2 protein-coding genes are annotated in these 23,737 nt (G+C 71.7%); both read right to left on the bottom strand.

Features of this window, described 5'->3' with window-relative positions:
• Window positions 1–1,241 (bottom strand): fatty acyl-AMP ligase (locus tag D7Y21_RS29555; RefSeq protein ID WP_233612325.1); only part of this gene is annotated, 1,241 nt, incomplete at its 3' end.
• A 323-nt stretch (window positions 1,242–1,564) separates the two neighbouring features.
• The coding region (locus D7Y21_RS29550; protein ID WP_121717129.1) for a non-ribosomal peptide synthase/polyketide synthase at window positions 1,565–23,737 on the bottom strand (22,173 nt) is incomplete at its 5' end.

The raw sequence follows: 23,737 nt of genomic DNA, 5'->3' as shown, positions 1-23,737 counted from the left end.
CCCTGGGCCACGCTCGGCCCCGACACCCAGATTTCGCCCACCTCCCCAGGCCCACGCCGCTCCAGCGTCTCCGGGTCCACGATGGCGATTCGCTGCTCCGCCAGCGTCTGGCCACACCCCACCAGCGGGCGCGCACCAGACTCCGCCGCGCCCACTTCCTCCGCGCGATGCCGCTCCAACGCCGCACCTGCAATCGTCACCGACACCGGCGGCGCCGACTTCTCGCCTCCGGAGACAATCAGCGTGCCTTCCGCCAGCCCGTAGCACGGGTAGAAGGCCTCGCGCCGGAAGCCACTGGGGCCGAACGCCTCCACGAAGCGCTCCAGCGTCTCCGGGCGAATCGGCTCCGCGCCGCAGAACGCCACCTCCCACCGGCTCAAGTCCAGCGCCCGCCGCTGCTCCGGCGTGCTCTTCCTCACGCACAAGTCGAACGCGAAGTTCGGCCCGCCGCTGATGGTGCCTCCGAAGCGCGACACTGCCTCCAGCCACGCCATCGGCCTCTTGAGGAAGGACATCGGCGACATCAACGTCACCGGGAAGCCCCCGTACAGCGGCTCCAGGATGCCGCCGATGAGCCCCATGTCGTGGTACGGCGGCAGCCAGATGACTCCCACGCTGTCCGCACGTGCTCCAAACGCACCGTGGATGAGCGACAGGTTGTGCAGCAGGTTGCCGTGCGTGAGCATCACTCCCTTCGGCGTGCCCGTGCTCCCGGACGTGTACTGAAGGAACGCGAGCGACTCCGCGCCCAGGCCCTCCGGCGCCACCCAGTCCCGCTCGCCGCCCTCCGGCAACTCATCCGTCGCCATCCAGTGCAGCGCGCGGAAGTCCGGCGCCTGCTCGAAGACGAAGTCCGACAGCCCGAGGATGCCCGACGTGGTGAGCACCACCGACGCCCGAGCGTCCTGGATGATGGCCCGCAGGCGGGGCAGGGTGCGCTCCAGCCGCATCGGGTCCGGCGGATACGCGGGCACCGCCACCGCTCCCGCGTACAGACAGCCGAAGAAGCCCGCGATGTAGTCCAGCCCCGGCGGGTACAGCAGCAACACGCGCTCGCCTTGCGCGCCTCGCTCACGCAGCGCCGTCGCGATTCGTCGCGCTCGCACGTCCAGCTCGAACGCGCTCCAGACGGTCTCTTCACCGTCGGCGTCACCCAGGAACGTGTAGAGCGGAGCGTGGGCGGACGGCCCTTGGACAAGCTTCAGCAGGCCGCCAGGAAGGGTTCGCGAGAAGTCGTGCACGGGGGGCCATCCATGTGTCGAAAAACCGCCGACACTTAATAGCAGCCCGAGTGCTCAATTCCTCGGCACTCCTGGTGACGAAACCCGGCGGGTTCGTGACGCCAGCCCACTCGGGGAGCGGGGACTCGACATGCCTTCACGCGTGGCCGAGCCGCCCGTTCAACCACCCCATGAAACCTTTCTACTCACGCGCGGTGAACGCGCGGGCCTGAGCACGCAAGAAACAGCGCAGTGCGCCAGTGACTCGGTTCATGGACCCCGCCCCCTCGACGGAGGGAGCGGGGGGACTGCGTTGTAGACCGCAGGTGCTCGCGGCGCCTGCGTTACTTCTTGCTCGCGTCGCGGAGCGCCTTCGTCAGCAGCTCCGCCACCGACTGGACCACCGGATCGCGCAGCAGCGTGTAGTGGGTGCCCGGCAGGCGGTGCGACTCCAGCCGGTCCCCCACGAGCGCCGTCCAGCCTCCGTCTCCCGTGCCCGTATCATCGACGAGTTCCTCCGCCTGGATTCGCAGCACGCGCTGCTCCATCGCGGGCGGGTGGTAGCGCCGGGCCGCTTCGAGGTTCGCCGCGAAGACCTGGAAGAGGGCCGAGGCGTCCACTCCAGGCGGCAGCGCTCCGGACCGGGCCGCGGACTCCAGCACCTTCGCGAGCGCCGCTTCAGGCTCCAGCGTCGCCAGCTCCGCCGTGTCCACGTCCAGGTCCGCCAGCGACACGCCCATCAGGTCCTGCGTGAACAGGCCCACCGCCAGCGTGCGGTCCAGGTCCGGATCCGAGTCCGGCACCGTCTGAGGCACGTACGAGTCGATCATCGCCACCAGCTCCACCGCCTCACCTGCTTCGCGGAGCTGGTGCGCCATCTCGTAGGCGATGACGCCGCCCAGGGACCAGCCACCCAGGTGGTACGGGCCGTGGGGTTGGACGCCTCGCACCACCCGCACGTAGCTGGCGGCCAGGGCCTCCACGGTGTCCAGCGGCTGGTCCGTTCCGTCCAGGCCTCGGGCCTGGAGGCCGTAGAAGGGTTGATCCGGTCCCAGCCTGCGCGCGAGCTCCGCGTAGGCCAGCACGTTGCCTCCCACCGGGTGCACGCAGAAGAACGGCGGCGCGCTGCCCGTGCCTTCCTTCGTGAAGGGCACCAGCGGCGTGAAGAGCTTCGGCTCGGTCTCACCCAGCAGGACCGCGAACCGCTCCACGCTGGGGGCCTGGAAGAGCGCCGACAGCGGGAGCTTCCGGCCCGTCTCCCGGTGCACCGCCGCCATCAGCCGCACCGCCAGCAGCGAGTGCCCACCCAGCTCGAAGAAGCTGGTGCGCACGTCCACGGTGGACACGCCCAGCGCCTCCGCCCAGATCGCCGCGATCCGCGCCTCGACTTCGTTCCTGGGGCCCACGTGGGTCTCGATGCTCACGGGGCCGTCCACGGGGGCGGGCAGCGCCTTGCGGTCCACCTTGCCGTTGGGCGTCAGCGGCAGGACGGGCAGGGCGACGTAGGCCGCCGGCACCATGTACTCCGGCAACGAACGCTGCAGGTGTCCTCGCAGCGTCGCGGTGTCCACCTCCGGCGTCACGTACGCCACCAGTCGCGGGAGGCCGGGGACGTCCTCACGCAGCAACACCGTCGCGTCACGGACGCCCGGAGATGCACGCAGCGCGGTTTCGATCTCCCCCAGCTCGATGCGGTAGCCGCGCAGCTTCACCTGGAAGTCCACCCGGCCCAGGTACTCCAGCGTGCCATCCTGCATCCACCGGACCCGGTCGCCCGTGCGGTACATCCGCGCCCCGGGCTCCGTGCTGAACGGATGGGGGATGAAGCGCTCCGCCGTGAGGTCCGGCCGGTTGCGGTAGCCGCGCGCCAGGCCCTCGCCCGCGATGTACAGCTCGCCCGGGACGCCTACGGACACGGGGTTCAGGTTCGCATCCAGGACGTACACGTCCAGGTTCAGCAACGGGCGCCCGATGACGGGCGTGGGCATGGGGCTGCCCTGGATGGCGGCGATCGTCGCGTTCACGGTGACCTCGGTCGGACCGTAGGCGTTGAAGGCCCAGGTCCGCTCCGTCGCCGCGAGCGTGCGCCACGTCACCTCGTCCATCGCCTCACCGCCGATGGAGCAGAGCGCCGGCACGTGCTCGCGCTCCAGCAGGCCCGCCTCCAGCAACAGCTGGTACTGCGACGGCGTGGTGTCCAGCACGTCGATGCGGTGCTGCGCCACCCACGCGAGCATCGCCTCCGGATCCCGCCGCACGGCCTCCGGGACGAGGAACAGGCAGTGGCCGTCCAGCATCAGCGACAGCTGCTGCACCGACGCGTCGAAGAAGTACGGCGCGTTGACGCTTGCCCTCAGCGGCCGGGACGACGCCCGGTCGAAGCAGGCCTCGTTCATCGCGCGCCGCAGGTGCGCCAGCGAGCGGTGCTGGATCATCACGCCCTTGGGCGTGCCCGTGGAGCCCGACGTGTAGATGACGTAGGCCAGATGCTCCGGCCGCACGCCCGAACGCGGGTTGCCCGGCGAGGACGACTCGATGCGCCGCGCGTCCGCGTCCAGCCGCACCACGTGCCGCGCCGGCGGCTGCCACGACTCCACCTGCGCCTGGGTGGTCAGCAGCACGGCCGCGCCGCTGTTCTCCACGATGAAGGCCTTGCGCGCTTCAGGGGCCGCCGGGTCGAGCGGCACGTATGCGCCGCCCGCCTTGAGAATGCCCAGGATGGCGACGATGGCCTCCGGCGATCGCTCCAGGCAGAACGCCACCGGCACATCCGGCCCCACGCCCAGCGAGCGCAGGTAGTGCGCCAGCTGGTTCGAGCGCACGTTGAGCTGGTGGAAGGACACCGTCGTGTCGCCCATCACCACGGCGGGTGCCTTCGGCGTGCGCGTCACCTGCTGTTCGAAGCGCGTGTGGAAGGGCACGTCGCCTTCGAAGGGAGCCGTCTCGCCGCTCCACTCCTCCAGCACCCACTGGCGCTCCTCCGCCGTCAGCAGGGGCAGGCTGTCCACCTTCGCGTCCGGCCGGGCGACGGCGGCTTCCAGCAGTTGGAGGAAGTGCTCCGAGAGCCGGCGGGCCGTGGCGGGTTCGAAGAGGTCCGTGGCGTAGGAGAGGGTGCCCTCGAAGCCCCGCTCCGTGCGGGCCATGCTCAGGTCCAGATCGAACTTCGTCGAGGCCAGGTCCACCTCCACCGGGCGCAGCGTCAGCTCCGGCAGGCGCACCTCCGCGTCCGGCACATTCTGGAGCGCGAAGAGGGCCTGGATGAGCGGCGTGCGCGACAGGTCGCGCGTGGGCTGCACCGCCTCCACCAGGCGCTCGAAGGGGATGTCCTGGTGTTCGTATGCGCCCAGCGTGGTGGCGCGCACCTGCGACAACAGCTGGCGGAACGACGGACGACCATCGAACCGTGCGCGCAGCACCAGCGTGTTGACGAAGAAGCCGATGAGGCTCTCCGTCTCCGCGTGACGACGGCCCGCGATGGACGTGCCCACCAGCAGGTCCTCCTGCCCGGAGTACCGGTGCAGCAGCGTCTGGAAGGCCGCGAGCAGCACCATGAAGGGCGTGCCCCCTTCGCGCTGGGCCAGGGCCTCGACCGCCTCACTCAAGGCGGGTGACAGGCGCACCGGGAAGGTGGCGCCCCTGGCTGAACGCTGGGGCGGGCGCGGCTTGTCGGTAGGCAGTGCCAGGGCCTGCGGGGCTCCGGCCAACTGCTGCGTCCACCACGCAAGCTGCGCGTCCAGCACTTCGCCCTGGAGCCAGCCGCGCTGCCAGACGGCGAAGTCCGGGTACTGCACCGGCAACGGGGCCAGCGGCGAGGGCTGACCCTGCCGGAAGGCCTCGTAGAGCGCGGTGACTTCGCGCACCAGGATGCTCATGGACCAGCCGTCGCCGATGGCGTGGTGCATGCACAACAGCAGCACGTGCTCCTCTTCGCCAAACTTCAGCAGCGTGAGGCGCGCCAGCGGACCCACGGCGAGGTCGAAGGGCTTCAGCGCGTCCTCGCTCGCGAGCCGCACCGCCTCCGCCTCACGTGCGTTGTCAGGAAGCCCCGTCAGGTCCACCACCGACAGGACTCCGGTGGGGGCGGGGTGCACGTGCTGGCGGGGTTCACCGTCGTGGGACTCGAAGGTGGTGCGCAGCGCTTCGTGGCGCTGCACCAGAGCGTCGAAGGCCTGCCGTAGCGCGGGCACATCCACCGCGCCGGAGAGCCGCAGCGCAGTGGGCATGTTGTACAGCGCGCTGCCCGGGTCGAGCTGGTCGATGAACCACAGCCGCTGCTGCGCGAACGACAGCGGATGCGGACCGGGGCTCGTCGCGGGACGCAGCGCCGGCAGGGCGTTGGCCTCCGGTGCATCCGGCAGCCGCTGGGCGAGCGCCGCCACGGTGGGGGACTCGAACAGCGCCCGGACGCCCACGTCCACTCCGAAGCGGGCGCGGATGCGGGACACCAGCTGCGTGGCCAGGATGGAGTGGCCACCCAGCTCGAAGAAGTGGTCGTTGCGGCCCACCACGGGCACGTTCAGCAGCTCCTCCCACAGCGAGGCCAGGGCCACCTCCGCGGGCGTCGCGGGGGCCTCATACGAGCGCGCGGCACGCAGCCGCGCCTCCGGTGAGGGCAGCGCCTTGCGGTCCACCTTGCCGTTGGGCGTCAGCGGCAGGGCGGGCAGGGTGACGAAAGCAGACGGCACCATGTACTCCGGCAGGTGCCGGCGCAGGTGCTCGCGCAGTCCCTCCGTGTCGCCTTCCGTCACCACGTAGGCCACGAGCCGCGCGTCGCCCGGCACGTCCTCGCGCACCAGGGCCACCGCGTCACTGACGCCCGCGTGCGTGCGCAGCGTGGCTTCGATTTCGCCTGGCTCGATTCGGTAGCCGCGCAGCTTCACCTGGAAGTCCATGCGGCCCAGGAACTCCAACGTCCCGTCCGGCCGCCAGCGGCCCCTGTCGCCCGTGCGGTAGAGGCGGGCTCCGGGCTCCGCGCTGAAGGGGGCTGGCACGAAGCGCTCGGCCGTCAGGTCCGGCCGGCCCAGGTAGCCGCGGGTGACGCTTTCGCCGGAGAAGCACAACTCTCCCGGCGTGCCGAAGGGCACCAGGCGCTGCCTCGCGTCCAGCACGTACGCATTCAGGTTCGCCACGGGCCGGCCGATGAAGGGCTCCGTGCGGAGGCTCCCCTGGATGGTGACGCCCGCCGTGCAGACCGTGCACTCCGTGGGGCCGTAGCCGTTGAAGACGCGCGTGCGGTCCGTCGCGGCCAGCTTCCTCCACGACTCCGCGTCCAGTGCGTCGCCTCCCATCATCACGAGGGGCGGCACCCAGGCCCGCTCCAGCATCCCAGCCGCCAGCAGCGGCTTGAGCTGCGCGGGCGTGCAGTCGAACGAGTCGATGCGGTGCTGCTCCAGCCACGCGAGCATCGCTTCCGGATCCAGACGCAGCGCGTCCGGGACGATGTGGAGGCAGTGGCCGTCGATGAGCTGCACCACGCGGTCCATCACCGCGTCGAAGTACAGCGGCGCGTTGACGCTGACGCGCTGTCCACGCGGCTGGCCCGCGTAGAAGGCGCGGATGAAGGCCCGGTGCATGTTGAGGATGGTGCGGTGTTGCACCATCACGCCCTTCGGCCTGCCCGTGGAGCCGGACGTGTACAGCACGTACGCCAGGTGCTCCGGGCCCGTCAGGGCGGGCAGGGGCTCATGCGAGAGGGCACCCAGGCCGGTCTGCTCCACGTCCAGCCACACTTCGTGGACGCCGTAGGGGCTCCAATCCCCGCAGGCCGCTTCGGTCGTGACGAGTACGGCCGCGCCGCTGTCCTTCAGCACGAAGTCCCTGCGCGCGGGCGGGGCTCCAGGGTCCAGCGGGACGAAGGCACCACCCGCCTTGAGCACCGCGAGGAGCGCCACGATGGCCTCCACCGAGCGCTCCAGGCACAGCGCCACCTTCACCTCCGGCCCCACGCCCAGCGAGCGCAGCCGCCACGCGAGCTGGTTGGCCCGCGTGGCGAGTTGCCGGTACGTCAGCGTCGACGCCTCGAACACGACGGCGGGGGCATCCGGGGTGCGCGCCACCTGCCGCTCGATGAGGCCGTGCAGCGTGGCGTCCCGTTCGAAGTCCACCAGCTCGCCGCTTCCCACGCGCACCAGCCGCACCAGCTCCTCCGGCGAGACGAGCGACACGTCCGCCAGCGGCAGGTCCGGCGCGTCGCACACGGCCTCCAGCAACCGCCGCAGCTGGGCGAAGAGCCGCTCGATGGTGGCCGTGTCGAACAGGTCCGCCGCGTAGCCCAGGTGGCCCTCGTAGCCATCCGCGGAGCGGCCCAGGTTCAGGGCCAGCTCGAACTGCGATGGGGCTTCACCCTCCAGGTGGGCCGGCGCCACTGTGAGGCCGGGCACCGCCAGCTCCGGAAGAGGGGCGTTCTGGAGCGCGAACATCGCCTGGAACAGCGGCGTGCGCCCCAGGTCGCGCTCGGGCTGGAGCGCTTCCACCAGGTGTTCGAACGGGATGTCCTGGTGCTCGTACGCGCCCAGCGTGGTGGCGCGCAGCTGCGCGAGCAGCTCGCGGAACGTCGTCTTCGCGCTGAAGCGGCCGCGCAGCACCAGCATGTTCACGAAGAAGCCGATGAGGCCCTCCGTCTCCGCGTGCCGGCGGTTCGCGATGGGCGAGCCCACCAGCACGTCGTCCTGTCCGGACGCTCGCGACAGCACGGCCTGGAACGCCGCCAGCAGCGCCATGAAGGGCGTGGTGCCTTCGGCCTGCGCCAGCGATTCCACACGCTCGCTCAGGGCGCGAGGCAGTGACACCCGGATCCGCCCACCGCGCCGATCCGCACCGGCCGTCCGCGGCCGGTCCGTGGGCAGGTCCAACACGAAGGGGGCTCCGGACAGCTGGTTCTTCCACCACTCGACCTGCGCTTGCAGCACGCCGCCCTGGAGCCAGCCGCGCTGCCAGACGGCGTAGTCCGCGTACTGCACCGGCAGCTCCGGCAGGGCGGCGGAACGGCCCGCGCACCGGGCCTCGTAGAAGGCCGTGAGCTCCCGCACGAGGATGCCCAGCGACCAGCCATCGGACACGATGTGGTGCAGGTGCAGCACCAGCACGTGCTCGCGCGCGTCCAGCTTCATCAGCAGCGCGCGGATCACCGGCCCGCGGGTCAGGTCGAACGGGCGCAGCGTCTCCGCGAGTCCCATGCGCCGGGCCTCGGCCTGCTTCGCGGCGCGGCTGCCCAGGCCCCTCAGGTCCACAAACTCCAGGGGGACGTGGCCCTCCGGGTGGATGTCCTGCACGGGCTTGCCTGCCTCCATGCGGAACGTGGTGCGCAGGGATTCATGGCGCGCCATCAGCGCGTCCAGGCTCCCTCGCAGCGCCTCCACGTCCAGGTCTCCCGTGAGGCTCAGCGCCAGCGGCATGTTGTAGAGCGGGCTGCCCGGCTCCAGCTGGTCGACGAACCACAGCCGCTGCTGCGCGAAGGACAACGGCGGCGCGGACGTCCTCTCGGCACGGACCAGCGGCGGGGCCTGCGTGCGGCGCGCGTTCACCAGCCGCTCCGCCAGCGACGCCACCGTGGGCGACCGGAACAGCTCGCTCAGCGGCAGCTCCACGCCCAGCGATGAACGGATGCGCGCCACCACCTGCGTGGCCAGCAGCGAGTGCCCACCCAGCGCGAAGAAGTTGCCGTGGATGTCCACGGTGTCCAGGTGCAGCACCTCCGCCCAGATGCCAGCGAGCGCCTTCTCCAGCTCGCTCCGAGGCGTGGCGGATGCGGAGTCCGCAACCCGGGCCTTCGGCGCGGGCAGGGCCTTGCGGTCCACCTTGCCGTTGGCGCTCAACGGCAGCTTCGGCAGCACCACGATGGTGGACGGCACCATGTAGTCCGGCAGCTGCTTCTGCACGGACGCTCGCAGCGCTCCCGTGTTCAGGCCTTCGCCGCTCACGACGTAGGCGACCAGGCGCTTGTCGTTGGGCACGTCCTCGCGCACCACGACCACCGCCTCCTGGACCTCCGGCGACTGGCGCAGCACGGCTTCGACTTCGCCCGGCTCCACGCGGAAGCCTCGCAGCTTCACCTGGAAGTCGGTGCGGCCCAGGAACTCCAACGTCCCGTCGCGCAGCCAGCGCACGCGGTCGCCCGTGTCGTAGAGGCGCGCTCCGGGTTCGGTGGCGAAGGGGTGGGGGATGAAGCGTTCGGCCGTCAGGTCCGGACGCTGGAGGTAGCCCCAGGCCAGTCCGTCTCCGCCCACGTACAGCGTGCCCGGTACGCCCGGCGGCACGGGCTGGAGCGTCGCGTCCAGCACCCACGCCGTGGAGTTCGACAGCGGCCGGCCGATGGGCACCGAGCGGCCCACGGCGTCTCCGGCGCGCAGCGTGTGCGTGGCGGAGAACGTGGTGTTCTCCGTGGGGCCGTAGCCGTTGACGAGCACCGCGCCCGGGGGCAGCCGCTTCAGGTGTTCGCGCACGCGCTCCACCGGCAGCACGTCGCCGCCCGCCAGCACCTGCTTCACCCGGGCCAGCGCGTCGCCCTGGTGGAGCACCATCTGCTCGAAGAGGGCGGCGGTGAGCCACAGGGTGGTGATGCCCTCGCGCCGCAGCAGCGCTCCCATGTCCCCGAGCGATAGCGCGCCCGCGGGGGGCACCACCAGCGTCGCGCCATTCAGCAGCGCGCCCCAGACCTCCAGCGTGGACGCGTCGAACGAGATGGGCGCCAGGTGGAGGAAGACCTCTTCGGGCCCGAAGTGAATGAAGTCCGCGCCGCGCACCAGGCGAGTGATGCCCCGGTGCGGAACGCTGACGCCCTTGGGCCGGCCGGTACTGCCCGACGTGAACATCACGTAGGCCAGCGCGTCCGAAGACACCGGCAGCTCCAGCGCCGCTTCGGGCTGCCGAGCGATGACGGCGGCGTCCACGTCCAGCAGCACCTGGAGGTCCGTCACGGCCGGCAGCCCGTGGGCCACCGCCCCCTCCGTCACGAGCAGGCTGACGCCCGCCTCGCGCAGCACCCACGTGATGCGATCCGCGGGGAACTGGGGGTCCACCGGCACGTAGGCCGCGCCGGCCTTCAGGATGCCGAGCAGGGCGGTGATGCTCTCGAACGAGCGCTCCACGCACAGGCCCACCCGATGGCCGGGCCGCACGCCCTGGCGCCGCAAGTGGTGCGCGAGCTGGTTCGACGCGCGCTCCAGCGCCGCGTAGGACATCCGCCGCTCCCCGGTCTTCAGCGCCGGGGCGTCCGGCGTGCGCGCGGCCTGCTCGGCGAAGAGCGCGGCCACGGACGCGTCACGTGGGAAGTCGCGAGCGGTGCCGCTCCAGTCCGTGAGCAGCCGCTGGCGCTCCGCCGTCGAGAACCACGGCAGCTCCGGCAGCCGCAGGTCCGGCGAGTGGAGCGCGGACTCCAGCAGTACGCGGAGGTGCTCCACCATGCCGGCCACCGTGGCCGGCTCGAACAGGTCCTGGTTGAAGCCCAGCACGCCCTCGAAGCCGTCCGGTCCCCGGGTCAGCTCGCATTGCAGGTCGAAGAGGGTGGACTCCTTCAAGGGCTCCCGGGCCTTGAGCTTCAACCCCGGCAGCGCCAGCTGCGGCATGGGGGCGTTCTGGAGCGCGAACGTCACCTGGAAGAGCGGCGAGCGGCCCAGGTCACGCTCCGGCTGGAGCGCCTCCACCAGCTTCTCGAAGGGGAGGTCCTGATGCTCGTACGCGCCCAGCGTGGTGGCGCGCACCTGCTCCAGCAGCTCCCGGAAGCCCAGCGACCCGCGCACCCGGGTGCGCAGCACGAGGGTGTTCGCGAGGAAGCCGATCAACGACTCCGCCTCGGCGTGGCGACGGCCCGCGATGGGCGCCCCCACGAGCACGTCCTCCTGCCCGGAGTACCGGTGCAGCATCAATTGGAAGGCCGCGAGCAGCACCATGAAGGGCGTGGCGGACACCTGCCGCGCGTACGCCTCCACTGCTTCGCTCAGCTCCCGCGACAGGACGAAGGTCCGGGCGCCTGCGCGATAGGCCTCCTGACGGACCGGACGCGGGTGGTCCGTGGGCAGCTCCAGGTAGGGCGCGGCGCCCTCCAGCTGGCCGCGCCAGTACGCCAGCTGCGACTCCAACACGGCGCCCTGCAACCAGGCACGCTGCCAGAGGGCGTGGTCCGCGAACTGCACCGTGAGCTCCGGCAGGGGTGACGGCTGCTCCGCCACGAACGCCGCGTAGAGCGCGCCCATCTCCCGCACCAGCACGCCGGTGGACCAGCCATCGGTGACGATGTGGTGCGTGTTGAGCAGCAGCACGTGCTTCGTGGGCCCCAGCTTCATCAGGAGCCCCCGGAACAGCGGGCCCTGCTCCAGGTCGAACGGGGTGCGGGCCTCCTCCAGCGCCAGCCGCGACGCCTCCGCCTCGCGCGCCTCCGCCGTGGGCAGCGCGGACAGATCCACGTTCCTCAGGGGCATGGGGAACGGCGGGTGGATGACCTGCGACGGCGTGCCTTCGTGCGAACGGAAGGTCGTGCGCAGCGCTTCGTGGCGGCGCACCAGCTCGTCGAACGCGGCCAGCAGGACGATGACATCCAGCGAGCCGTCCAGGTCCAGCAGGGACGGGAGGCTGTAGGCGGTCCCCGCGGTGCCCAGCTGCTCGATGAACCACAGGCGCTGCTGCGCGAAGGACAACGGCAGCACGTCCGGCCGTTCCACGCGGCTCAGTGAGGGCAGCACGGGCACGGACGCTTCTTCCCGCTGGGACGGCTGGAGTGCGTCGATGCGGCGCGCCAGCTCCGCCACGGTGGGCCCTTCCAGCAGGGCCCGCAGGGGCAGCTCCCTCCCGAAGCGCGCGCGCACCCGCGAGACGAGCTGCGTGGCCAGCAGCGAATGGCCCCCCAGCTCGAAGAAGCCATCATGGCGGCCCACCGCCGGGACGCGCAGGACCTCGCTCCACAGCGTGGCCAGCGTCGCCTCGGTGGGCGTCGCGGGCGGTTCGACGACGCGCACCTGGGCGGGGGTGGCCTCCGGCGCGGGCAGCGCCTTGCGGTCCACCTTTCCGTTGGGCGTGAGGGGCAGGGCGCCCAGCGCGATGAACGCGGCGGGCACCATGTACTCCGGCAGGGTCCGCCGGAGCTGCTGACGCAGGGGCGCGGTGTCCACCTGGGGCGTGACGTAGGCGATGAGCCGGTCGTCGTGGAGGCGGACGACCGCGTCCCGGATGTCCGGGTGCGCTCGCAGCGCGGCTTCGATTTCGCCTGGCTCGATGCGGTAGCCGCGCAGCTTCACCTGGAAGTCCAACCGGCCCAGGTATTCCAGCGTGCCGTCCTCGCGCCAGCGGGCCTTGTCGCCCGTGCGGTAGAGCCGCGCGCCAGGCTCCGCGCTGAACGGGTCCGGCACGAAGCGCTCCGCCGTCAGGTCCGGACGGTTCAGGTAGCCGCGCGTGACGCCTTCACCGCCGATGCACAGCTCGCCCGGCGCTCCCACCGGCACCAGCCGCTGGTGCGCGTCCAGCACGTACGCATGCAGGTTCGCCAGGGGCCGGCCCATGACGGGCGTCTCCTGAGCCGCGTCCTGGATGCGCCAGTCCGCCGCGTTCACCGTGCACTCCGTCGGGCCGTACTCGTTGAACGCCCGCGTCCGGTTGGATGCTCGCAGCTGGCGCCAGGAGCTTTCGTCCACCGCCTCGCCACCGACGGAGATGACTCCAGGCACATGGGCGCGCTCGAGAAGGCCCGCGGCCAGCATGAGGCGCAGCTGCGACGGCGTGCAGTCCAGCACGTCGATGCGCTGGCCCTCCAACCACGCCACCATCGCCTCCGCGTCCTGCCGGACGTCCTGCGGGACGACGTGCAGGCAGTGGCCACCCAGCAACTGGACCACCTGGGCGATGGATGCGTCGAAGTGCAGCGGCGCGTTGACGGTGACGCGCTGTCCCTGTGCCAGGCCCGCGTGGAGGCCGCGGGTCAGCGCCTGATGCAAGTTGAGGACCGACCGGTGCTGCACCATCACGCCCTTCGGCGTACCGGTGGAGCCCGACGTGTAGATGACGTACGCCAGGTTCGCCGGGCCCGCCGCTGCCGGCAGGTTCTCCGAAAACCTGTCCGACTGTCCGACAGGTTGTGTGCCTCCTGCGACCTCACCGGCCTCCACGAACCTGTCCGACTGTCCGACAGGTTTTGCGGCCAGCCGCACCAGATGGGGCACCTCTGGGTGCCACGCTTCTTGCAGAGCCTGGGTGGTCACCAGCACGCTCGCGCCACTATCCTTGAGGACAAACGACTTGCGCGCGGCTGGGGCCGATGGGTCCACCGGCACGAAGGCGCCTCCGGCCTTGAGCACCGCCAGCAACGCCACGATGGCCTCCGCAGACCGCTCCAGGCACAGGCCCACCATCACCTCCGGGCCCACTCCCAGCGACCGCAGGTGCCAGGCGAGCTGATTCGCCTGCGCGTTGAGCTGCCGGAAGGTCAGGGTCGTCCCGCCAAACACCACGGCGTCCGCGTCCGGCGTCGCGGCGGCCTGCCGTTCGAAGCGCGCATGCAGGGTGGCGTCGCGCTCGAAGTCCATGGCGCCGCCGCTGCCGGTGCGCAGCATCCACGTGCGGTCCTCCACGAGCAGCAGCGACACATCCTCGAGCCGGGCGTCCGGCTGGAGCAGTTCCTCCAGCGCCTGCCGCCACTGGCCCAACACGCGCCGCACGGCGTCCGCGTCGAAGCGGCCCGCGTCGTAGACCAGCTGTAGCTGGAGCTCTTCGCGCGGCACCACGGTGGCCGACAGCGGGTAGTTCGTGCTGTCGCCGAACTCCAGGTCGCGCAGGTCCATCGCGGTGAAACGGCCCAACACCGACGCGTCGAACGGGTAGTTCTCGAAGACGAACAGCGACTGGAAGAGCGGCTGTCCCCGGGGGATGTCGCTCCAGCCGTGCGTCGAGACCAGCGGCGCGTACTGGTGCTGCTGGATGCCCAGCAGCTTCGCCTGAAGCGACTGGAGCCACGGCAGCACCGGCTCACCGTCAGCGGGCAACGTGATGCGCACCGGCTGCGTGGTGATGAGCAGGCCCAGCATGGCGTCCGCGCCCGGCAGCTCCGGCGGACGGCCCGAGAGCGTCGTGCCGAAGAGTACGTCGCGTGTGTCCGCGTGGCGCGCCAGCACCAACGCCCAGGCCGCCTGCGTCAGCGTGTTGAGCGTGAGCTGATGCCGCCGCGCGAAGGCCTCCAGCGCGGCCGTGACGGGCGCCGGCAGCGTCACCTTCACGTCGGGCCGCTTCTCGGATGTCGTGGGCCGCACCAGGGACGCAGGCCGCGCCGAGGGCAGGGGCGTGGGCGCCGTCAGGCCCTCGAGCTGGTCGCGCCAGAAGCGTTCGTCCTCCACCGCGTCGCGGCGGTCCAGCCACGCGATGTAGTCGCGGAACGGAGGCCGGCCCGCGGGCGGCGGCGCCGTCCCGGCGTGCACGGCGTCGTAGAGCGCGAAGACCTCCTGGAAGAACAGGCCCATGCTCCAGCCGTCCATCAGCAGGTGGTGATGGCTCCAGAGGAAGCGCCACCGCGCGTCTCCCAGGCGCACCACCGTCATCCTCGACAGCGGTGCCCGCGACACGTCGAAGCCGCGTGCGCGGTCCTCCGCCGTGAGCTTCGCCAACGCGGCCGGCTGCTCCGCCTCCGGCAGGTGGCGCCAGTCGTGGATGATGAACGGCAGCGTGGCGTGCGAATGCACCACCTGGAGCGGCGACTCCAGGCCCTCCCACACGAACGCGGTGCGAAGGATGGGGTTGCGGTCCACGGCCGTCTGCCACGTCCGCTGGAGCAGCGCGATGTCCACGTCCGAGTGGCTCGACCACCCGGCCTGCTCGAAGTAGTAGGCCGCCTCCGGCGTATTCAGGGCGTGGAAGAGCATGCCCTCCTGGAGCGGGGACAACGGGAACAGGTCCTCCACCGTGGGGCCCTGCGCCGCGAGCACCGCGTCCAGCGCGGCCTGGGACAGGCGGGCCAGCGGGAAGTCGCCGGGCGTGCGCCGCCGCGCGTCCTCCGAATGGCGCTGGGCGATGAGCTCGCGCAGCACTCCGAGGAAGCGCTCCGCCAGCGCGCGCACCGTCGCCTCGTGGTGCTGCTGGTGGCTGTAGCCGAACGTCATCCGCAGCCGGCCCTGGAACACCGAACCGTCCACGGCCAGCGCGTGCGGCTGCACGGCTCGGGGCTCCACGATGGGACCCACCGGCTCGTCGCTCATGGTGAAGAGGGTGCTGGCGGCGGCCGTGCCGTCCAGCTGGCCCAGGTAGTTGAACGCCACCTGCGCCCGGGGCAGCGAGGCCAGCCGGGCCCGCGTCTCCGGGGGGCCGCGGTGGCGCAGCAGGTTGAAGCCGATACCGCGGCCGGGCCACGCCTTCAGCGAGTCCCTCACGGCGCGCAGGCCGTCACCCAGTGATCCGCCCTTGGGCAGCCGCAGCAGCGCCGGCGCCACGGACGTGAACCAGCCCACGGTGCGCGACACGTCCACGTCCGCGAACAGCTCCTCGCGGCCGTGGCCCTCCAGGTCGATGAGGACGTCCGGCTTCCCCGTCCATTCGCCCAGCGTCCGCCCGAGCGCGGTCAGGAGCACGTCGTCGATGCGCGCCCGCCAACCGGTGGGCGTCTCCTGGAGCAGCTGTCGCGTCTCCTCCGCGTCCAGCTCCACCGCGACGCTGCTTCGTGACGCGTACGTGTACGGGCCCGGGCCATCCACGGGCAGCGGGGCCACGTCGCCACGCAGCGCTTCCTGCCAGAAGGCTTCCTGCGCTCCCAGCTCGTCAGACAGGGCGTGCTTCTGGAGCCGCTGCGCCCAGGACTGGAACGACGTCGTCTTCGCGGGCAGCACCGGGGCGCGGGCGGACTGGAGCTGGAGGTACGCCGCCTCCAGGTCCTCCACCAGGATGCGCCACGACACCGCGTCCACCACCAGGTGGTGGATGATGATCAGCAGGCGCTGCGGCTCACCGGCACCGAAGTGGAACAGCGCCACGCGCACCAACGGCGGTGTCGCCAGGTTGAAGTCCGCCTGGAGACGCGCGGCCTCCTGCTCCATCGCGGCGGACCGGGCCTCCGGAGGCAGCATGGACAGGTCCACCTGGAGGAGCACGGGGAGCGCTTCCACGGGCGCCATGCCTTCCTGGCGCCACGTGCCGTCCTCGGCGTGGACGTAGCGCAGGCGCAGGGCGTCGTGATGGGTGACGAGCGCCTGGAGCGCCCGCTGCAACAGGTCGGCCTTCAGCGGCTGACGGGTCTTGAGCAGCAGGGCGTGATTGAAGTGGTGCGGATACGTTGGCTCCCGCTCGAACAGGTCCACCTGGATGGGCGTGAGGGGCACGTCGCCCACCACCGGGCCCTGCTCCGCGAGAGTGGCCTCACCGTCGCGAGCCACGGCCGCCAGCGCGCCCAGGGTGGGGTGCTGGAAGAGGTCCTTCACCTGCAACCGCACTCCGGCCTGCCGCGCCCGGGCCACCACCTGGAGGCTGATGATGGAGTCGCCGCCCAGCGCGAAGAAGTTGTCGTCCAGGCCCACGCGATCCACGCGCAGCACCTGCGCCAGCACCTGCGCCAGCGCCTGCTCCCGCCGCGTGCGCGGCGCGACGTACTCGCGGCGCGAATCGCGTTGACCCGTCGGCGCGGGCAGCGCCTTGCGGTCCACCTTGTCCTGCGCCGTCAGCGGCAGGGACTCCAGCGCGACGAACACCGACGGCAGCATGTAGTCCGGCACCCGCTGGCGCATGAACTCACGCAGGACCTCGGGCTCGGGGACGGACGCGGGGACGACGTAGGCCACGAGCCGCTTGTCTCCGGGCGCGTCCTCGCGCACCACGGCCACTGCCTCGCGCACGTCTGGGTGCGCGGACAGGGCGGCCTCCACCTCCGCCAGCTCGACGCGGAAGCCGCGCACCTTCACCTGGTGATCGGTGCGGCCCAGGAAGTCCAGCACCCCGTCCGGCCGCCAGCGCGCCAGGTCGCCCGTGCGGTAGAGGCGCTCACCGGGTGAAGAAGCGAAGGGGTGGGGGACGAAGCGCTCCGCGGTGAGGTCCGGCCGGGAGATGTAGCCGCGCGCCAGGCCCTCGCCGCCGATGAACAGCTCGCCCGGGACACCCGGGGGCACCGGCTGCCCGTGCGCGTCCAGGACGTACAGCTCCGTGCACGTGATGGGCCGGCCCAGGGGCACGGGGGTCTCCACACGCGCGGGGTCGGACATCTCGTGCACGGAGGCGATCACCGTCGCCTCGGTGGGGCCGTAGCAGGCCAGGAACGTGAGGCCCGGATGCGCCTCCAGCACCTTGCGCGAGTGCACGGGCGGGATGACGTCGCCGCCCGAGATGAGCCTGCGCACGCCGCGCAGCGCCTCCGGCTTCAGGTCCACCACCTGCGTGAAGAGGCCCGCCGTGAGCATCATCGACGTGACGCCGTGACGCTGGATGACCTGCGCCAGCACCTCCAGGTCCGACGGCGACGTGGGCGGGAACACCACCAGCCGCCCGCCGTTGAGCAGCGGCCCCCAGATCTCCAGCGTCGCCGGATCGAACGAGATGGGCGCGACGTGGAGGAACGTCTCGCCCGCGCTCATGTCCACGAAGGCCGGGTGGTGCAACAGACGCATCACCGCGCGGTGCTCCACCGCGACGCCCTTGGGACGCCCGGTGCTGCCGGACGTGAAGTCCACGTACGCCAGGTGGCGCGAACGCACTCCCGACACCACGGGCGCCGTGGGCAGGTCCGCGGCGCCGAGCTCCTCCACGAAGACGGATTCAATCCCCTGCGGCAGGGACACCGCCTCGCGCATCGACCGAGTGGTGAGCACCCACTTCGCGGGCGCGTCCTCCAGCATCGCGGCCAGGCGCGGCGCCGGGTAGCTCGGGTCGAGCGGCACGTACGCGCCGCCCGCCTTGAGGATGGCGAGCAGGGAGACGATGAGCTCAAGCGAGCGCTCCAGGCACACCGCCACCAGGACGTCCGGACCCACGCCGCGCTCACGCAGCAGGTGCGCCCACTGGTTCGTGCGCGCGTCCAGCTGCGCATACGTCAGGCGCGCGTCCCCGAACTCCACCGCCACCGCGTCCGGCCGCCTCGCGACCTGATGGGCGAAGAGGTCCGGCAGGACGGCCTCGCGCGGGATGTCCCGGAAGGTGTCGTTCCAGGAGCGCAGCACCCGCTGGCGCTCCGTCTCATCCATGAGCGGCAGCAGGGCGACGGGCATCTGGGGATGGGCCACCACCTCGCGAGCCAGGGTCACCATGTGCCCGGCCAGGCGCTCCATGGTGGACGCGTCGAAGAGGGCGGTGGCGTACTCCAGGCTGCAGCTGAAGCCGGCGCGGCCCTCCACCACCTCCATGCCCAGGTCGAACTTGGACGTGCCGGTCGGCACCTCCACCTGGGTCAGCTCCAGCCCCGCCGGGCGGGCCTTGCCCTCCGGCGTGTTCACCAGGTTGATGCTCGCCTGGAACAGCGGGGTGCGGCTCAGGTCGCGCGGCAGCTCCATGGCGTCCAGCACGCGCTCGAACGGAGCGTCCTGGTGCGCGAAGGCCTCCAGGGCCTGGGTGCGCACGCGGCCCAGCAGCTCCACGAACGACGGCATGCCGGACAGCCGCGAACGGAAGGGCAGGGTGTTGATGAAGCACCCCATCAGCCATTCAAGCTCGGGACGCGTGCGGCCCGCGATGGGCGTGCCCACCACGAAGTCCTCCTGGCCGGAGTAGCGCGACAGCACCGTCTGGAAGAGCGCCATCAGCACCATGAACGTCGTGGCGCCGTGCTTGCGGCCCAGCGCGAGCATCGGCGCGGACACCTCCGACGGCAGGAGGAAGGTGTACCGCGCGCCCGCGTAGGACATGACCGCCGGGCGAGGCCGATCCGTGGGCAGCTCCAGCGGAGGCGCGCCGGACAGGTGGTCCTTCCACCAGGCCACCTGCTTCTCCATCTCGCCGCCTTCCAGCCACGCGCGCTGCCACACGGCGTAGTCCGCGTACTGCACCGGCAGCTCCGGCAGCGGCGACGGCTGGCCCGCGCGGAACGCGGTGTAGTTCACCGTCAGCTCATGCGCGATGACCATGGTGCACCACGCGTCGGACACCGCGTGGTGGAAGGTGACGAACAGCACGTGCTCCCGGTCCCCCAGGCGCAGCAGTGCTCCGCGCACCACTTCCTTCTCCAGATCGAAGGGTTGGCGCACGGCCTCCTGGCAGAAGCGGTGCATCGCCGCTTCCCGTGCCTCTGGCGTGTCGCCGGGCGCGTCCCAGCGCTGGAGCGACAAGCCGCGAGGCGGATGGATGACCTGCACCGCATGGTCGCCCTCCAGGGAGTAGGTGGTGCGCAGCACCTCGTGGCGGACGACCATCATGTCCAGCGCGGCCTGGAGCGCGGCGCTGTCCAGCTCGCCCGTGAGCCGGAAGATGGCCGGGTTGTTGTACGCGCTGCTCGTGGGCTCCAGCTGCTGGAGGTACCAGAGGCGATGCTGCGCGAAGGACAGGGGCAGCGGCTGATCCCGACTCACGCGCGGGATGGGCGGCGGGCCCATGTTCACCACCGCCGGGGTAACGGGCGCCACCGGACGCGGCGCTTCCACGACGGCGGGACGCGCCACGGGCGGAGGCGGAAGCCGCGACGGTGACGCCACGGGCTCCAGTCGGCCGTCCCCGCGCAAGCGGGCGTGACGGCCGGTGCGGAACAGCTTCGCGGAGGCCTCGCGAGGGTGCGGCACCAGGCGGCGGTGCTCTTCATCACCCGCGCGCCACAGCGCGGAGGGGAGCCCCGCGCCCGCGAGGGCCAGCTCACCCACCACGCCCGCGGGCACGGGCTGACCAGCCGCGTCCAGCACCCAGGCCTGGAGGTTCGCGGGGATGCGCTCCGCCAACGTGCGCGGCAGCAGCGCGCCTTCCTGGGCATCACCGGACAGCCACACCTCCACGCCCGCGGCACGGTGCAGCGCCGCGCCCAGCTCCACCGACGCGCCCTCCAACACCAGCGCGCCTACGTGGGCCAGGGACTCACGCGCTCCGGGCAGCTCGCTGAGCGAACGCGCCAGACGGGCCGACGTATGCAGCAGCACCGCGCCGGACTGTCGCGCCAGCTCCAGCAGTCCTTCGACGCCCGCCTCGGCCTCCACCAGCACCTGCTCCTGGCGGGCGGCGGCCTCCGCGTCCATGCGCTCGCGCACCACGGCCAGCCGGCGCAGGCCCTCCAGCACCACTGGCGTGTCGAGGCCGAAGTCGATGAGCGCTGCCACCTCGTCCACGTCCGCCGCGCGCACGTCGCGCAGCCGCCTCAGCGCGCTGTCCACCGTGCCCAGCAGGCCCGTGTTCTTCGCGTGGTTCTCGAACGTGCGCTCCAGCACCGCGTTGATGTCGTCCGGCGACAGCTTCTGGACGTCGGTGATGCCCTGCGCCTGGAGCAGCGAAGTGCTGATGTCCACCGAGCTGCGGAAGTAGCCGAGCAGCGGCTGGCGCACCGTGCGCAGCACCTCCTGTTCATCGTCGCCCAGGTACGTGTGCAGCATGCAGGTGATGTGGCCGCGGCCCGGGTGCCCGTTGCGGCGCCACGCGTCGCGGTACAGCGCCACCTTCTGCTTCAGCTCCTCCAGCGTGTGCGACAGCAGGCCCGTGAGCACGCCCGCGCCCAGCTCGCCCGCCATCCGGAACGTCTCCGGGTTGCCCGTGGCGGTGAGCCACACCGGCAGCTCCTTCTGCACCGGCTTCGGGCGCAGACCGACCTCCGCCGTGCTGCCCGCACCCGCGGGACGCTTGAAGCGCTCGCCGCGCCACAGCGCGCGCAGCGTGGACAGCTTCTCCAGCAGGATGTCGCGGCGCTTCTCGTAGTTGGCCGGCGCGAAGGTGAAGTCCTGCGTGTGCCAGCCGGTGGCCACGGACAGGCCCACGCGGCCCTGGGACAGGTTGTCCACCACGGACCACTGCTCCGCGATGAGCAGCGGATCATGCAGCGGCAGCACCACGCTGCCGGAGCGCAGGCGCAGGTGCTTCGTGACGGTGGCCAGGCCCGCAGCCACCACCGCCGGCTGCGGGTACAGACCGCCGAACGAATGGAAGTGCCGCTCCGGTGTCCACACCGCGGAGAAGCCGTTCGCGTCCGCGAACTTCGCGCCCTCCAGCAGCAGCTCGTACTTGGGACCCTGGAGCGTGTCCTCGTCGTTGGCGAAGTAGATGAGGCTCAGGTCCATCGCCTTCGCGCGAGGCCCCCCATCGCCCAGGCTCACCAGCCGAGCGGTGATCCGCTCCGGCGGGAACACCACCCGCAGGCCGCGCGTGAGCGCCCACAGAGCCTCCAGCTCCGGACGGTCGGAGGACGGCTCGCTCGCGGCCAGCCACGCGCCGCCGTCCGGGGGCGACAGCCGCGTGTCCAGGCCGGTGAAGAACTCCGCCAGCTCCCGGTGGCCCAGGGCCCACGCGGGCTGACCTCGGCCCGTGGGCAGCAGCCACGCCAGGGCGTGCGGTTCCACGTGCGCAGCGGTGGCATGGGCCTCGGTGGCGGCAGGGACGTCCTCCACGTAGACGACGCGTGACGCGTCCACGCGCACGGAGGCCACCAGCGCGCGCGTGGTGACGAGCACCGGCACCGGAGCACCTTCGGGCGCGTACACGGGCAGGTGGCTCAAGTCGGACGGGCCCAGGGCGACGCACGCGCCGCCCGCGCCGAGCACGGCCCACAGCGCGGCCAGCTTCTCCGGCGACGTGCGCAGGCACACGGCCACCGGGGTTCCGGCCTTCACGCCCAGGGCCTTCAGCTTCGCGGCCATGACGTCCGCACGGGCGCCCAGCTCCGCCCAGGTCCAGTGCGTCTCTCCCTGGGACAGGGCAGTGGCATCCGCGTGGCGCGCACGCCGATCCGCGAGCGCAGTGGGCACGGGGACCAGCCCCGGCGTGGCGCGAGGCGTAGGCCAGGCGCGGCGCTCGTCATCCGTGGCGAGCGGCAGGTGCGCCACCTGCGTGTCGGGGTTCGCGAGCGCGGCGCCGAGCAGCACCTGGAAGTGCTCCATGAGCCGCGCCGTGGTGGCGGCGTCGAACAGGTCCGACGCGTACTCCAGCGCGCCGTGGACGCGGGTGGGGGACTCGAAAAGGACCAGGGTGAGCGCGCTCAGGGTGGAGCCCCACTGCACGGGCGTGCCCGGTACATCCACCAACGTGGCGCGCAGGCCGATGAGCTCCAGCGTCTCCGACGAGCTCGCGCCCGTGTGGTAGACGAACACGGAGTCCGTCATGCGCCCCCGGCCGATGTCATGGCCCGGGATGAGCGCCTCCACCAGGTACTCGAAGGGCACGTCCGGACGCGTCTGCGCGTCCGCGACCTCGCCTCGCACCTGGGCCAGCAGCTCGCGGAACGTGAGACCTTCGGTGAAGCGCGTCCGGAACGCCTCCGAGTGCGCCACGTAGCCGATGAGCGGCATCAGCTCCGGCCGCGTGCGGTTGGCGATGGGCGTGCCGACGACGACGTCCGTCTGGCCGCTGTAGCGGTGCAGCAGCGTCTGCCACGCGGCGAGCACCGTCATGTAGCCGGTGAAGCCCTCGCGGCGCGTGAAGGCCACCAGCGCGTGGGCGAGCGCGGGCGGGAAGTCCAGCGTCATGCGCTGGGAGGAGATGAGGGGCTCGTTGGAGCGCGGCCGGTCGGTGGGCAGATCCAACCGGCGCGGCATGCCGGCCAGCCGCTGCCGCCAGCCCTGGTCCTGTTCGGCAAGACGGCCGCTCGTGATGCCACGGCGCTGCCATGCACCGAAGTCCGCGTACTGGAGGGGCAGCGGCTTGAGTGGAGACGACTTGCCCTGGATGAAGGCGTCGTAGAGCTGGCCCAGCTCCTGGACGAACAGGGCGATGGACATCGTGTCGCTGACGATGTGGTGGATGCTGGCGATCAACAGGTGCTGCTTCGAGTCCAGGCGGACCAGGGTGGTGCGCAGCACGGGGCCGTGGACCAGGTCGAACGGCTTCGCGGCGTCCTCGCGGGCGAGGCGCAGCGCCTCGGGTTCGCGCGTCTCCATGGGGCCGCGCAGCTCCAAGCGGGTGAGGGGCACGCGCATGCGCGGGTGGAAGCGCTGCACGGGGCGGCCGTCCACGGTGTCGTAGGTCGTGCGCAACGCTTCGTGGCGCTGGACGATCTCCTGGATGCCGCGCTCCATCACGTCCGCGTCCAGGTCGCCTTCGAGCCGCAGGACAAACGGGAGGTTGTACGCGGACAGGCCGGGCAGGTGCTGCTCCAGGCGCCAGACGCGCTCCTGCACGAACGACAGCGGCAGCTCGCCGCCGTCACGAGGCAGCGGCACCAGCGGAAGCTCCGTGGAGACAGGAGCCTGGGGCGCCTGGAGCAGCAGGGGCTCCAGGCGATCCGCGATGCCTGCGACGGTGGGCGCTTCGAAGAGGGCGGCCAGCGGCAGGTTCACGCCAAAGGCCTCACGGAGCTGGTTGAGCAGCTGCGCGGCCGTCAGCGAGTTGCCGCCGAGTTCCAGGAAGTCGTCATGGCGGCCCACGAACTCCAGGCCCAGACGGTCGCGCCACAGCGCGGCCACGCGCTCCTCGATATCGCCACGAGGAGCGTCCTCGCGGCCGGGAGGGGGAGGGGC

It is taken from the genome of Corallococcus sp. AB045, from assembly GCF_003668895.1.
Lineage (GTDB): Bacteria > Myxococcota > Myxococcia > Myxococcales > Myxococcaceae > Corallococcus > Corallococcus coralloides.
The sequence above is the reverse complement of the archived record's forward strand: the minus strand, read 5'-3'. Positions and strand labels throughout refer to the sequence as shown.